The following is a 14,238-nucleotide window of genomic DNA, read 5'->3' on the forward strand; positions in this document are numbered from 1 at the left end:
AAAAGGAGAAATGAATAATGAGTCAAGAAATCATGGGACGAATCGGAGAAATCAAAGGTCTTGATCAAACTGCAATTCAGGCAGTAAAATTACATATAGGTAACCTTACTGTCCCACCGGGAAGCTTGGGTAAATTAGAGGCGATGGCAATCCAACTTGCTGGGATTACAGGCGAAGTGAAGCCTTCCTTTGACCGTAGAGAAGTCATTATTATGGCAGGGGACCATGGGGTATGTGAAGAAGGTGTGAGTGCTTTTCCACAAGAAGTGACACCTCAAATGATACATAATTTTCTTGCTGGTGGTGCAGCGGTAAATGTACTTGCTAGACAAGCAGGTGCGGAAGTTGTCTGCGTGGATATCGGTGTGAATAGTGAGTTGTCCCACCCTGAACTCATTTCACGTAAAGTCCGCTATGGTACAGCTAATATGGCACAAGGTCCTGCCATGACATATGAGGAAGCGATACAGTCCATTCTTGTGGGCGTCAAGATAGTTGAAGATGCTGTTAACCGTGGGGTACAACTATTTATAACGGGTGAAATGGGCATTGGTAATACGACTGCAAGTTCAGCAATTATATGTGCACTGTCCAATATTTCGGTCAGTGATGCGGTGGGAAGAGGGACTGGCATTGATGATGCACGTTTACAACATAAGATTAGCGTTGTAGAACAAGCATTGAAAGTGAATGCCCCTAACCCACTAGATCCTGTAGATGTTCTTGCGAAGGTTGGTGGACTTGAGATTGGTGGTTTAGTTGGTGTTATTCTTGGATCAGCTGTACATGGTTGTCCGGTGATTATCGATGGGTTCATTTCTAGTGCAGCGGCGTTGCTTGCCAAGGCGATTTGTCCAGAAGCTGCTAACTATATGATTGTATCGCATGCTTCCCATGAACAGGGACATCGAATGTTGTTGCAAGAGTTGGGTCTTCGACCCGTATTGGAATTGGACCTACGCATAGGTGAAGGTACAGGTGGTGTATTGTGTCTACATCTTGTAGATGCGGCTTGCCGTATAGTAAACGAAATGGCAACCTTTGAAAGTGCAGGCGTATCGGGTGAAACTAAGGAAGAGAAGAAATGATCACACTTGTTACAGGTGGGGCACGAAGCGGGAAGAGTAACTTTGCTGAGAGGTTATGTATGTCCAAGTCACAGGGAGCTGTATATGTTGCTACAGCACAAGCTTTTGATGATGAGATGACAGAGCGGATCGCACTTCACAAACTTCAGCGTATGGAAGCTAACTATCCATGGCGAAATGTAGAAGAATCGTTCCATCTCGCTAAGCTTCTGAGTGATTGGCGTGAGAATCACCTGAGTGAAGCCAATGAAGCACCAACGGTTTTAGTGGATTGTCTCACGATATGGCTATCTAATATCCTCCTATCTTATGAAGGACAACAGGATATGCAAGAGAAAGTGAAAGCCGATATCCTACATCTAGTAGAACAGGTACAGCAGTACCCAGGACATTTAATTATGGTAACCAATGAAGTTGGGAATGGGATTGTGCCAGAGTATCCCCTAGGTAGATTGTATCGTGATTTAGCAGGGTTTATGAACCAGGCTATATCTAGATGTTGTCCTGAAGTCTTTTTAGTGACAGCGGGTATTCCTATTGAACTGAAGAGTAGGGAGTATATATTATGACCAAATGGGGACAAGCGGCTGCGGCCGCTTTTCAATTTCTATCACGTTTTCCTGTGAAGGCTAATCTTGATTATTCACCCACATTGTTTCGCCAAAGCGTGAAGTTCTATCCGCTAGTAGGTGCTGCCATTGGGCTTGTCGTATGGGCAGGAGCCGCAGGATTTGGTTACTTATTGCCACCACTACCAGCAGCCGTGTTGACACTCATCTTGTGGGTTGGGCTCACTGGGGGGCTTCATTTGGACGGTTGGATGGATACGGCAGATGGTATTTTAAGTTATCGTCCGCGTGAACAAATGTTGGAGATTATGAAGGATAGCCGTGTTGGAGCTATGGGTGTTTTGGCATGTGTGTTGCTGCTTATGCTGAAGCTCTCTTTAATCTATTCACTTCTATTAGATGGTGGGGTTGACTCAGGACTTCTCTTGTTACCTTTGATATGGAGCCGTTGGTTTATGGTTCATGCAATGTCTTCATGGCCTATGGCTCGTGGTAAGGATGGATTGGCTGGTAAATTTCATGGGTTGAATAAAGGGCAGATTATGGCCGCGTTGCTTATGGCGATTGTGTTGTCAGGTGTTGTTGCATCGATAGTCCCTCTAATATATATGGACAGTGTTACATGGACGACTGCACTCCTTGGATTCATTACGATTCCTCTGGCAGCGTGGGTTGCAGGAACATGGCTGGCACGGAGACTAAACGCCACATTAGGTGGATTAACAGGGGATACGTATGGTGCTCTTAATGAGTTACTTGAAGTCGTAGCATTACTTATGTTGGTGCTGTTGTACCATCATATGTGAGATAATGATGTCTTTCGCGTGATATTCATGTGAAAAAAGGGTTTAAATCTTTAAGAAAGACATATAGTTCTAATATGCTCTAGAAAGAGCTGGTTTTTAATAACAAATTAATCCTACCCAAATACTATGGTATATGCTATGATATGAATCGTCGACAATGCAATCATATTTATTTGCTATATTTTATTATTTGGGGGGCATATATAATGGACACTTTATGGATTATCATCAATATCGCGGTTATGCTGGTACTGATTGGATTACTAGTATGGATGCAAAAGAAACATATCTCCTTCACTAAGCGTGTATTTACAGGATTAGGGCTGGGAATCGTATTTGGAGTGGTTCTGCAATTCTTCTTCAAACCGGATTCGGATGTTATTGGTAAGTCCACAGAATGGTTCAACTTAGTAGGTTATGGTTACGTGGGCTTGCTCCAGATGATCGTAATTCCGTTAATCATGGTATCCATCATTTCTGCCATTATGAATTTGAATGGTGTTAAGAACCTTGGGAAGATGAGTTTTTCTATTATTGCTGTTCTTCTTATTACAACGGCTATTGCGGCGTCAGTTAGTATTATCACTACGCTAAGTTTCGATTTACAGGCTATTGATATTACGAGTGGCGACAGAGAACAGGCACAAGGTGTGAAGTTAGAAGAGAGACTTGGCGTTGTGGAAGATCAGTCGATTCCGGAGCAAATTCTTGAATTTATTCCGAAAAATCCTTTTGCAGATATGACCGGAGCCCGCAGTTCTTCTACACTTGCTGTTGTTATTTTCTCGGCTTTTATCGGGATAGCTGTTCTTGGAATAGATCGTAAGAAACCGAAACAGGCACAAGTCTTCCGTGATTTGATCGATGCGGTATATGCTGTTGTCATGCGGATGGTTACTCTTGTGTTAAGACTGACTCCGTACGGTATCTTGGCATTGATTACTAAGACTATTGCTACGACCCAGATTGATGAAATTTTAAAGTTAATTAACTTCGTAATTGCTTCGTATGTAGCTTTGATTGTTATGTTTATTATTCATTTAATATTGATCACGTTATTCGGATTTAACCCGTTAGTATATCTGAAAAAAGTTCTACCTACACTCACATTCGCATTTACTTCACGCTCAAGCGCAGCTACCATTCCGCTGAATATAGAGACTCAGACAAGAAAACTAGGAGTATCTACAGGGATCGCGAACCTATCGGCTACCTTCGGGGCTACGATTGGTCAGAATGGATGTGCTGGAATCTACCCAGCAATGCTTGCAGTAATGATTGCTCCAACAGTGGGAATAGATGTAACAAGTTGGGGTTTTATTCTGAAATTGATTCTAGTAGTTGTTATTAGTTCCTTTGGAGTTGCAGGTGTTGGCGGGGGTGCTACCTTCGCATCACTTATTGTACTTTCTACGATGGGTTTACCTGTTGCATTAGCAGGTTTACTGATCTCTGTGGAACCTCTGATCGATATGGGACGTACTGCACTGAATGTAAATGATTCCATGACTTCAGGTCTTATTACTAGCAAAATTCTAAAAGAAAATGATTCCAAGGTTTATCTTGATCAGAATATAGATTTAGATTCAACACAAGCTTAAGTCAAGTAGAAGACTAGAAATACAGGACAGGGAGCTATCCCTGTCCTGTTATTTTTGAATTCGGACGGACTTTGCAATTTGACGGGAGGAATAGATTCGTTGGGTGTAGGCGTAAATGATGACTTTAGTAAGCATTTTAGGATGATAGCTGTCACGTCCACCACCGGGATAGGCTGCGTCTAAGATCGCATCGTCCAGTCGATTTACGGCTACATTGACGAGACGAACGAGGTTATTTTGAGGAATGTCTTCTTCCAAATCCATTGGTAGGAAAAGCTGGTTCAAGTTATATTGAATGTACAAAGAAAAGAAATCGCTCCTTTTGAAATGGTTGCTGGTACTTCCATTTTACCAAAAATAGCGATTTTTTTGTGTTGTTATCGGTTGAAAAGTTGCAAAAAAAACTTGGTCTCCGAATTTCAACCGCTGAGCGGTTTCAATCCAGAAATTTGGAGACCACAGCGATTGGAGAAAACGGTCCGTTCGCGGAGCGTTCTCTCGGAACACCTAACTTTCTCCTAAAAATTACAATGGGGCACCCCTAGCCATTTTCATGACTTTTGGGACAGCCCCTAAAGTTTAATACATATGTTAAATCTTGAATTTCTGAATCGATTCTTGCAGTTGCAGAGCATATTCGTGAAGACTAGCAACGGTTGTACGATGCGCCTCCATCTCATTGAGCTGTTGTTCACTTGTATTTGAAATTTCACGCATCTGGTCACGTGATTTCGAGGTGATTTGAGCAGTCTCTTCGACTGAGGCACTTACCTCTTCCGTACCAGCGGATACTTCTTGTGTAGCTGCAGATACGGTTTGTATGGTCTGATTAACATTTTGAATGAGCATATTAAGTTGGTTAAAAGCTTTTCCGGCATCTTGTACTAACTCTTTACCTGAGCGAACTTCTTGATTAACACGGCTCATCGTCGTAACGGATTCTTCGGTATCTCTCTGAATCGATAACAAATGTTCTCCAATTTGTTGCGTCGCATTACGTGATAGATCGGATAGCTTACGGACTTCACCTGCAACAACCGCAAAACCTTTTCCATGCTCACCTGCACGAGCTGCTTCAATAGAGGCGTTTAGTGAGAGCATTTGTATTTGCTTCGTAATATCAGTAATGAAGGTCACCACTTCTCCTACGATTTGCGAACGTTCATTCATTAAACGGAAGGATTCTAATGAATCAAGGGAAATTTGCTCTACTTGTTGCATCTGATCGATAGCACGCTGTGCAAGTAGATTACCACTAGTTGCTTCATTAGAAGCTTCGGATACCTGTTCAGATACGTCACCTGAAGAATTAGCAATATGGCTGATACCTTGAGTGATTTCATCCATGGCGATGGCATTTTCTCTTGAAGTAGAGGCTATACTTTCACTGCCTTTGTCAATTTCCCTCAGAACGGAGTTGGATTGTTCAACCATAGTCTTCATAGAATCAGTACGTTTCATCAAATCATCAGATCCACTCAATACTTCAAGGGAAGTCTGTTGCACGTGTTCGATCATATCTTTTAAATTATGAGTCATTCGATGGAAGCTACTTGCAAGTTGAGCTATTTCATCATGTCCCTTGACCGTTATCTCTTGTTGTAGGTCACCCTGTGCGAGAAGATTACTGTGCGCTACAAGTTTAACAATGGGACGGATAATACCCCGGCCACTAAAGAACGCAATGAGAAGTCCAACAGCCATAACAAGTACTGTGATTCCTATACAAATCCATAAGATGAGTTGAGTTTCTGCAGGAATAAAGCTCGCATCCACACTGATGGCAAGAATCATAGTACTTCCTGGGATTGCGATGAATTCTGTTTTAAACGTACCAAATTTATTTGTATATACATCACTTACAGCTATTTTATTCTTGACGGCAGCATTCATTTCAGCTTGGAATTCAACAGACTCCTGCGCCTTCATTGGTGAATGCGTGTTGGAAGCGAGAATGGTTACTTTATTATCCTTAACGTCTGCAAGATAGATGTTATGTAGTTCAAACTTCTTTATTTTTTGATCGAAGTAAGAGGAAATCATGCTTTGAGAACCTTCGTTACCTTTTTGAGTCTGCAATATTTGAGATGTGTTAAGATTTTTGTAAATATCATCGGAGTTAGTTTGAAGGCTGCTGTCAACCTTGGGTAATACATAGTCTTTGATTATTCCCATAGACACATTATAGAAGCTTATACTGAAGAGTAAAGCAGCGATTAATAACACAATAGAAACAACAAACATGAATTTACGTCCAATAGAATCTCTAATTTTAAACATATGGTTCATCTCCTTATTCGGCTTAAGATTCTGCAATTCTGATTCGGTTCCCTGGATGCTATCGTGATATTGCGATTCTCAGCTTCTAGCACAGTATAGAAAGGTGGTCTTTTGTTGGATGATAGTTTCTGGCTTATTAGGATAAAAGGGGGGACCTTAGTCCATAACTTTCGGAAATAACAACCAAATAAAGAATATAAATGAAACTATTCAATGACGTAGTTACTATTTTACAAAAATAATAGATAATTGAATAGTGTTTTTTCATAGCTCAACTGAAATATTTCAGAAAATACAACATGTGATGAAATTATTTCCATATACTTAATTATACTAGGTCTTTGGTCACTTTTCCAAAGAAATATAGTGAGTTCTCTCTTATGGATAAATAAAAGGAGGATTCTAAAATAAGGCTAGTCAGTAGCTGTCCTTTATGTTAAAGTAGATCATGTTTTGAACGTTGTAGACGTTTAAGACCGCGGTTCGTAACCATCCCGCGTATCAAAACTAGGAGGATTAATCATGTTTAATTTAGGGTGGGGCATTGTATATGTGCTCGTAAACTTTTCGCTTTTTCTGTTGTGTTACCGCCTATTCGGTAAGAAGGGGCTCTATGCATGGATTGGAGTTGCTACGGTCATTGCTAATATTCAGGTTACCAAAACGATCGATATGTTTGGTATTGTTATGACTTTAGGAAATACCATGTACGTGAGTCTGTATATGACTAGCGATCTGCTAAATGAGAAGTATGGGCAGGAAGAAGCTCGCAAAGCGGTATGGTTCGGGTTCTTTACCTTATTGATGACAACAGTCATTATGCAGATGGCACTTTTGTTTACGCCAGCAGAAGGAGACTTTGCTCAAGATTCGTTGAAGAAGGTATTTGGACTTATGCCAAGACTAGCTGTAGGTAGTCTAAGCGCATACTTCGTAAGTCAGTTTCTCGATGTGAAGTTGTACAGCTGGATTCGAAAGTTCTATCCGAAGCCCGAGCATTTCTGGATTCGTAATAATGGAAGTACGATGATCAGTTCTTTCGTGGATACATTAATCTTTTGTTTAATAGCCTTTTCGATACCAAGTTACGGTTGGGGTGTCTGGGTGGAGATATTATTAACTACTTATATTATTAAGTTCGTATTAACAGCTGTTGGAACACCATTTCTATATAAGGCGCGAACTTTTAAATTTACCGATGACGAGTAAGTGAACGTACCATATACATTGAAAAAAAAAGGTTATCCTTAATGCCAATAATTGGGCATAGGATAACCTTTTTATTAAAATATAAGAATGTATAAGTATTTCTGCTTATACATAGGATTATATTTCAACGCTAAACGTTTCATCGCCGCTAAAGGACGGCGAAGCCGTTTATGCTTGTGTGAATTAGCGATATAGTATCGTCCTAAGTGGTATTTTTAACCTAAGAAAGTTAGTTCTTTAGGGAAGGTGGTTAGCACTTCAACCCCATCTTCGGTTACGACAATATCATCCTCTATACGTACTCCACCCAATCCAGGAACGTAGATTCCTGGTTCTACTGTAAATACCATACCGGCTTGAACAAGATCCGAGTTGTTACCATGGATTGACGGATATTCATGGACATCCATGCCCAACCCGTGTCCAAGACGATGTACGAAATATGGACCATAACCTGCTAGATCAATAACGTTACGAGCAGCTTGGTCAACCGATGCCAACGTCACACCAGGTCGAATGGATTGAATACCTTGTAGATTAGCTTCGAGCACCGTATTGTAGATGGTAGTGAGTTCGCTGTTGAGTTCTCCAACCGCAAAGGTACGTGTAATGTCAGAAGCATAACCATTTGCGAAGACACCCATATCGAACATCAGCAAATCACCATTCTGAATCTTTCGCTGTCCTGGACAACCATGAGGGAGTGCTGTGTTGGATCCCGAGAGGACCATGGTGTCAAAAGAAGGACCGTCTGCACCAAGTTTCTTCATAAGATATTCTAACTCAGCGACTAACTCGATTTCGGTAACACCTACTTGAACTCGGGATAGACCTTGTCTAAGTACTTCTTCAATTAGCGTAATAGCATGCTTCATTCGAACAATCTCTTCGGGAGTCTTCTGTACTCTCAAACTTTGAAGAGCAGGGCCAATATCATGGTATGACTGAGCATGTAATGACTCTTTTAATAACTCAAACCGAGAGACTGTAAGTTGATCTTTTTCAACTCCCAGGGCACCAATGCTTCCCTTGATGTGATCTTTTAATAGAACGTATGGGTTATCCGTATCCGAGTGCGTTACGATGTTCTGAACAGAGGATGCTGCATGGGCAGCTTCAGCGTCAAGAGCAGGTACAATGAGTAGAGGTTCCTCACCTGTAATTAGGACCAAACCTAAGAAACGTTCGTGAGGGTTGCTTGCAAAACCAGTCAAATAATATACGTGTTTAGGGTCTGTAATAATAAGGGCATCAAGACCCATAGGTTGTATAAATTGGTCTAATTTTTTTATTCTTTCATTCATGTTCAAGTTCAATCCTTTCCAATTTGCAATGATGGTTATAGTGTAGATCTGAACTAACCTATATTATAAACTTCTATTAGCAAATGAGAAAGGGAAGCTAAATGGCTTACCATCTACATATGGATTTATATGTTAATTATAATTCGAGGAGATGAATATTATGCTTGAAAAAATAGTGGTGGTAACGGGTGCAAATTCAGGAATGGGACTTGCCACAACGAAAGAGTTAGCACGAAGAGGCGCTCATGTGATCATGGTCTGTCGAAGTGAGAAACGTGGTGAAATTGCTCTTGAAGAAGCGATAAAAGAGAGTGGTTCACACAAGATTGAACTTATGATCTGTGACTTAGGAGACCTAAATAGTATTCGACGATTTACCGATGAATATAAGGCGAGATTCAAGGTGTTAGATGTACTCGTTAACAATGCAGGAGTAGTCTCCTTAAAGCGTCAATTAACCCAACATGGGTTTGAAATGCATCTAGGAATTAATCATTTGGGGCATTTTCTACTTACGAATCTCTTGTTAGATCAACTTATGCTAGCGGAACAAGGAAGAATAGTGACTGTATCATCCGGTGCATATAAGGTTGGAAAAATACATGTGGCTGATCCAACACTTAAGAAGAACTATAATGTGGCTAAGGGTTATGCCCAATCGAAACTTGCAAATATTCTGTTCACCAAACAGCTGGCAGTTAAGTTGAAGGGAACCCGTGTGACATCCAATTGTCTACATCCTGGAGCTGTCGTAACGAACTTAGGGGTCGATCGTCAGACGGGATTCGGTAAAAGGGTGTATTCGCTGTTGAGACCCTTCTTTTTGTCACCGGATCAAGGTTCACAATCGGCTATTTATCTGGCTACTGCGCGTGAACTTTCTAGTGTGAGCGGTGAATACTTTTACCGTCAAAAAATTCAGACTCTCTCACCTCGAGCAAACCATATTCAGGATGCGGAATGGCTGTGGCGTTGGAGTGAAGAGCAAGTTGAACTTTAAATTACAATGACAAGGTGGGGGAATAGAAATGAGATTAGAAGAATATTGTATTGAAAGTGCCCAAGCTAGTGATTTAGAGAGGATTGTAGCTATCTATAACTCGACAGTGGCGGGAAGAGAGGTTACAGCAGATTTAGAGCCTATAAGCGTAGAGAGTCGAATACCATGGTTTCAGGAACATAATGACGAACAACGCCCTTTATGGGTTATGAGAGCTGGAGGTGAAGTTGTAGCTTGGATGAGCTTTCAGTCCTTTTATGGAAGAGCAGCTTACAACGGAACCGCAGAGATCAGTATTTATGTTTCTGAGGAATATCGTGGAGTTGGAGTTGGTAGCATCCTCATAGAGAAGGCTGTAGCTGAATGTCCACGACTTGGAGTAACTAGCTTGGTAGGATTTGTATTCGGTCATAATGTTGGGAGCCTGAGTTTACTATCTAAATACGGGTTTAAACAATGGGGCTTCCTACCAGGTGTTGCTGTATTAGATGGTGTAGAACGTGACTTAGTTATTGTAGGTCTAAAGGTATAGAAATTACAATATTTAGCTTTACAGATGTAAGCCTCACTGGCATACTTAGGGAATAAGTTCCAATATTTTTTAAAGGGGAGTATGTAATGAAAAGAATGAAAGTATTGTTGGCAGCTGTATTAGTATCTATGCTCATGATATTAGCAGGATGCCAATCTGTCGGAGGATTGGATATTAGTAAGGCTTTAATAGATCATCAAACGGCTACATCTTCAGAATCGAAACAAGCGCTATCTATTGAATTGGTTCCTTCTGATGCACAGCTAACGGATGAAGACAAGGAAATGATTGATCTTATTAACTCATTCTCATTTTCAATTGACCATGCCAAGGTACAAGATGCGTCAACAGCTTCAATGGAAGGATCTTTAAAATTTGATGGTAAAAGCATTCCGTTCCATCTATCCATAGATAAGAGCAATCTTATTTTTTGGGTACAAGGTGCTAAACTACCAATCTCAGTATCTCTCGATACACTATATTCCGAATCAGGTTTAGATATGGCTGATCTACAATCACAAACAGATCAATCTCTTAAATTAGTTAAGGATGTAGGAACATTCTTATTTAAAAATGCATCTAACCCTGCTGCTATATCCGTCACTTCAGTGACAGACACGGTGTACGGTGAAACGTTGAATTTACAGAAGCTTCATTTAGAGATTCGTGGAGACGAATTGAGAGGGCTTGTTAAATCCTTCTTGACTAGTGTTTCTAAGGATAAAGAAGGAGTCAAAGAATTAATCAGTACAATATATGATGTATACTATCCTATGTTCAAATCCGAAATAGATACGTATAGCGATGAATATGATGAATTTGAGTCAATCGGTTTCGGTTCATTATCCAGCATTATTGAGGATAAAGAGGCAACGGTCATTTACGTAACGAATCAACTGCAAAAAGAATTGAATAAATTGCTCGTAGATTATGATAAGAACGTAGATGCAATGTTTACTGATTCACCTGAAATGAATGAATTGTTGGGTAAAGATACAGTGTTGGCTATGGACTTCTTGTTAGACAATCAATTAAAGGTCCGTAAACAAAACATAGAACTTACGGTTCAGATTCCTGCATCTTTAGAAGTTCCGGTTAAGCAAGTTAAAGTACATTCTACAAGTGAAGTATGGAATGTTAACAAGGCAGTTACTGCAAATAAAGTGGATACTTCTAAAGGATCTTTTCTAATCGATTTGATCAATGCAGATGAAGTTACACCAGGAGCAGTATTGCGTAATTTTGATCATCAATCCGATGTATATCGCTTCATGAAAGAAGACATGGAAATTAGTCAGAAGTATATTTACATGAGCACGATCATGGATGAAGAATACGAGTGGTACTATGATTATGATCTTCCAATTGATGTAAACAAAACAAAAATGGTACCCCTTCGTTATGTTGCTGAAGAGCTTGATGCTCAATTGAAGTGGGACGGTGTATTGAAACAAATTACCGTTATTGATGATATAACAGGTTCTACAATTGTACTAAAGAATGGTTCCAATCAGGCTTTAGTTGATGGAGTAAAGGTGAAGCTTGCTGAGCCTGTAATGAATATTGAAGGAACTTATTATGTACCACTACGTTTCATAGCTAGTGCATTAGGATCTACAGTACAATGGGATGGTGAAAGTAAAGCTATCTTGATTGAACGTCAATAGTAAATATCAAAAATAGTTGAACACAAAATGGTTGAGCAGGGTACATCCTGCTCAACCATTTTTGATTTATTACGGTAATGACTAGTTCGTAATGGTGTTATCATCCTCATGAACGGTATAAAGTACCCGTGAAAGAAGGTCTTGACCATAATTTCCAAAAGACTTACCGTAGATGGTTAGTCCTCGTTTGTTCGAAGGATTGTCCGTAACGGAAATACGTAAATGAATATTACTTTTATAGTCTAGTCCAATGTCTCTGAGCGTTATATTGGAGATTCGGCATCCATCAATATAGCTACCATCATTATTGATCCGTATCAATTTAAGCAGACCATATTGATTGAGGTGAGGGGGCCACCAATCCGGATTAAATGTTCCGCGAATATCGCCAAAGTCACCGGGGCTGGTCCAATACCCAATTTCAATATCATTCACATAAAAGTGAATATCAGAAGGATAATTGTTGCAATACCCTGGAGCCTCTGAACTTAGTTCCATGGAGAACTGAATTTCACTGAATGATTGATTCGGTTTCAGATAGTTAGGAATGCGATATTCTAAAAAACCTTCAGATAACCATATGATTTCTGAATCGACACGCTTGGGATCAGCGAAATATCTAGGTTCATCAAAGTCTCCAATGATACTATCTTTTGTAGCAAGACCACAGGTTGGAACGGCATGATAATTACTATAGTGTCCGATCTTGATCTCTACTTCATATAGATTAGCCACTTCTTTACTCTTTAAATCTACCATCAGTTTATCTTTGTTCAGATAGCAAATTTTCTGGAGTCCATGTTTGCCGACCGCTGTATTAATTTCGATAAGTCCACTATCTTCAAGCTTCTTAATATGCATAGTGATGGCACCATTGCTTAGATTGAGTTTACTAGCGATTTCGTTAAGGTTCAGGCTTGGGTTGTTAGCTAACAATTCTAGTATTTGTATACGAATTTCTGAACTTAACGCTTTAAAAATATTAATTCCAGACATTAGATTTTTAATATAAATCATTTATCTGTATCCTTTCCTGTGCTTAAGTTGGACGATACACATGAAAATTTGGATTGAGACCGCTTGTATAATTTAAGTATATTCTTAAACGATTTAGATATACGTATAATTATCACCGTTCAAGATAGGATTTGGACTTCGAGATTTCTTGATGTGAACGTCGCTTCCATCTATCAGGTATGACAAAGAATATCAGATGTAGCAAAGTGAAGAATAGTAGAGCAATGCCTTGTTCAGATAATAAATAATAGGGATGTGGACCCAATACATCAAGAATGGATGGGGTGAGTGGTTTACGCATGAGAAACATATAATTTGACCCAATTGTATAATTGATGATTCCTACCACGATGGCAAGGACGTTTAAGAAAAGTAATGCAACTCCGATTGATTTCCAGGTTGGTTTATAATTTTCAATCCATGTCATATATAACGCTGAGAGAATAATGGCGATATGTGCAATGAAAAACTGTAGAAAGCGAAAATGTGGATATGTATAGTCTAAGCTTGGGGTGAGTACAGCTTGAAGGGCTCCTGTAAATCCAGCAAAAAAAACGATTGAATATAATAAACGGCTTTTGGTAAACAGCATTACAATTGCTAGTAATAAAGTAACACTACATAATTCCAACGGCAATGAGGTTCGAATGCTCCACTTTCCTTGAGAGATATACCAGATATGTAGAGTAAGCTCTGACACAATCAAGATCGAAATTAGTAAGTAACGAATCACCTTTTTAGCTGAAGTGGTTCTTCTGATAGAGAATCTAAACAAGAACATCAGTAGGGCTAAGACCAATAAGATGCCTATTTGTACGAAATGAGCTATGGAGTAGGCATGAAATGATTCTGTGCTATTTGAGTCGAAAAAAGAAGATAACATGGATTGCTCCTTCCTGAAAATCGGAAATAAGATGAATAGACTTTTATTAATATATTACCACTATTTTGAATAGATGAGGGGGATATAGGCGATGGATGTGATCTTCTCACCGGAGAAAATATCCTCATTACCGCTCCTAGGGTCACTCGAATAGGAATCGAGTGGCCCTATTTAGGGTATGAATGGATAATGTTGTGATTGATCTGTTTATTAGATCATAATTATATGAAATGGTTATTTCAGCTATTGTATGTAAAGGATTATAATAGAGGAGATCAGAGA

12 protein-coding genes and 1 pseudogene are annotated in these 14,238 nt (G+C 39.7%); 8 read left to right on the forward strand and 5 right to left on the reverse strand.

Annotated elements, in window-relative coordinates:
* Positions 1-17: 17 nt before the first annotated feature.
* From cobT to AC1D69_RS04820, 4 genes are all read left to right on the forward strand, one after another.
* Positions 18-1,088 carry a nicotinate-nucleotide--dimethylbenzimidazole phosphoribosyltransferase gene (cobT, locus tag AC1D69_RS04805; protein WP_495455012.1) on the forward strand — a complete coding sequence of 357 codons (1,071 nt, stop codon included), beginning with the start codon at positions 18-20 and terminating at the stop codon, positions 1,086-1,088.
* The gene (gene cobU / locus AC1D69_RS04810; RefSeq protein WP_495455013.1) at positions 1,085-1,657 is read left to right on the forward strand and encodes a bifunctional adenosylcobinamide kinase/adenosylcobinamide-phosphate guanylyltransferase; all 573 of its coding nucleotides are present in this window, start codon (positions 1,085-1,087) and stop codon (positions 1,655-1,657) included. The genes cobT and cobU overlap by 4 nt, the downstream gene beginning before the upstream one ends.
* A complete protein-coding gene (cobS, locus tag AC1D69_RS04815) occupies positions 1,654-2,463 on the forward strand; it encodes an adenosylcobinamide-GDP ribazoletransferase (RefSeq protein WP_495455014.1) in 810 nt (269 codons plus the stop codon). The genes cobU and cobS overlap by 4 nt, the downstream gene beginning before the upstream one ends.
* A 206-nt stretch (positions 2,464-2,669) precedes the next feature.
* Positions 2,670-4,064 (forward strand): L-cystine transporter, encoded by a 1,395-nt coding sequence (locus AC1D69_RS04820; protein WP_495455015.1) that lies wholly within the window; start codon positions 2,670-2,672, stop codon positions 4,062-4,064.
* Positions 4,065-4,124: 60 nt separating this feature from the next.
* On the opposite strand, the pseudogene AC1D69_RS04825 reads toward AC1D69_RS04820, so the two are convergent.
* Together AC1D69_RS04825 and AC1D69_RS04830 are read right to left on the reverse strand one after the other, a co-directional pair.
* Positions 4,125-4,367: pseudogene (locus AC1D69_RS04825) on the reverse strand (transposase); the annotation flags it as partial.
* A gap of 288 nt (positions 4,368-4,655) precedes the next feature.
* Positions 4,656-6,344, reverse strand: a complete 1,689-nt coding sequence (locus AC1D69_RS04830; RefSeq protein ID WP_495455016.1) for a methyl-accepting chemotaxis protein — start codon at positions 6,342-6,344, stop codon at positions 4,656-4,658.
* Between the two features lie 522 nt (positions 6,345-6,866).
* Here AC1D69_RS04830 and AC1D69_RS04835 point away from each other — a divergent pair.
* Positions 6,867-7,553 carry a queuosine precursor transporter gene (locus AC1D69_RS04835; protein ID WP_495455017.1) on the forward strand — a complete coding sequence of 229 codons (687 nt, stop codon included), beginning with the start codon at positions 6,867-6,869 and terminating at the stop codon, positions 7,551-7,553.
* 215 nt (positions 7,554-7,768) lie between these two features.
* Here AC1D69_RS04835 and AC1D69_RS04840 read toward each other — a convergent pair whose 3' ends face one another.
* Complete coding sequence (locus tag AC1D69_RS04840; protein WP_495455018.1) at positions 7,769-8,857, reverse strand: M24 family metallopeptidase; 1,089 nt, start codon at positions 8,855-8,857, stop codon at positions 7,769-7,771.
* Between the two features lie 160 nt (positions 8,858-9,017).
* Here AC1D69_RS04840 and AC1D69_RS04845 point away from each other — a divergent pair, with 160 nt between their 5' ends.
* The 3 genes from AC1D69_RS04845 to AC1D69_RS04855 all read left to right on the forward strand — a co-directional run bounded on the left by AC1D69_RS04845 (position 9,018) and on the right by AC1D69_RS04855 (position 12,056).
* Positions 9,018-9,857 (forward strand): SDR family oxidoreductase, encoded by an 840-nt coding sequence (locus AC1D69_RS04845; RefSeq protein ID WP_495455019.1) that lies wholly within the window; start codon positions 9,018-9,020, stop codon positions 9,855-9,857.
* Positions 9,858-9,885: 28 nt separating this feature from the next.
* Positions 9,886-10,389 (forward strand): GNAT family N-acetyltransferase, encoded by a 504-nt coding sequence (locus AC1D69_RS04850; protein ID WP_495455020.1) that lies wholly within the window; start codon positions 9,886-9,888, stop codon positions 10,387-10,389.
* A gap of 86 nt (positions 10,390-10,475) precedes the next feature.
* Positions 10,476-12,056: a copper amine oxidase N-terminal domain-containing protein gene (locus AC1D69_RS04855; RefSeq protein WP_495455021.1), complete on the forward strand. Its 1,581-nt coding sequence runs from the start codon at positions 10,476-10,478 to the stop codon at positions 12,054-12,056.
* 81 nt (positions 12,057-12,137) lie between these two features.
* Here AC1D69_RS04855 and AC1D69_RS04860 read toward each other — a convergent pair whose 3' ends face one another.
* Together AC1D69_RS04860 and AC1D69_RS04865 are read right to left on the reverse strand one after the other, a co-directional pair.
* Positions 12,138-13,073 carry an ArsR/SmtB family transcription factor gene (locus tag AC1D69_RS04860; protein ID WP_495455022.1) on the reverse strand — a complete coding sequence of 312 codons (936 nt, stop codon included), beginning with the start codon at positions 13,071-13,073 and terminating at the stop codon, positions 12,138-12,140.
* Between the two features lie 112 nt (positions 13,074-13,185).
* On the reverse strand, positions 13,186-13,956 hold the full coding sequence (locus tag AC1D69_RS04865) for a YwaF family protein (RefSeq protein ID WP_495455023.1): 771 nt from the start codon (positions 13,954-13,956) through the stop codon (positions 13,186-13,188).
* Positions 13,957-14,238 lie beyond the last annotated feature (282 nt).

This window comes from Paenibacillus sp. Y301 (assembly GCF_059445505.1).

Bases quoted from the DNA above. Each gene is read 5' to 3' on its own strand.
- AC1D69_RS04835 (WP_495455017.1), top strand. From the start codon at position 6,867: ATGTTTAATTTAGGGTGGGGCATTGTATATGTGCTCGTAAACTTTTCG.
- AC1D69_RS04850 (WP_495455020.1), top strand. From the start codon at position 9,886: ATGAGATTAGAAGAATATTGTATTGAAAGTGCCCAAGCTAGTGATTTA.
- cobU (WP_495455013.1), top strand. From the start codon at position 1,085: ATGATCACACTTGTTACAGGTGGGGCACGAAGCGGGAAGAGTAACTTT.
- cobT (WP_495455012.1), top strand. From the start codon at position 18: ATGAGTCAAGAAATCATGGGACGAATCGGAGAAATCAAAGGTCTTGAT.
- AC1D69_RS04830 (WP_495455016.1), bottom strand. From the start codon at position 6,344: ATGTTTAAAATTAGAGATTCTATTGGACGTAAATTCATGTTTGTTGTT.
- AC1D69_RS04865 (WP_495455023.1), bottom strand. From the start codon at position 13,956: ATGTTATCTTCTTTTTTCGACTCAAATAGCACAGAATCATTTCATGCC.
- AC1D69_RS04860 (WP_495455022.1), bottom strand. From the start codon at position 13,073: ATGATTTATATTAAAAATCTAATGTCTGGAATTAATATTTTTAAAGCG.
- AC1D69_RS04820 (WP_495455015.1), top strand. From the start codon at position 2,670: ATGGACACTTTATGGATTATCATCAATATCGCGGTTATGCTGGTACTG.
- AC1D69_RS04840 (WP_495455018.1), bottom strand. From the start codon at position 8,857: ATGAATGAAAGAATAAAAAAATTAGACCAATTTATACAACCTATGGGT.
- AC1D69_RS04845 (WP_495455019.1), top strand. From the start codon at position 9,018: ATGCTTGAAAAAATAGTGGTGGTAACGGGTGCAAATTCAGGAATGGGA.
- AC1D69_RS04855 (WP_495455021.1), top strand. From the start codon at position 10,476: ATGAAAAGAATGAAAGTATTGTTGGCAGCTGTATTAGTATCTATGCTC.
- cobS (WP_495455014.1), top strand. From the start codon at position 1,654: ATGACCAAATGGGGACAAGCGGCTGCGGCCGCTTTTCAATTTCTATCA.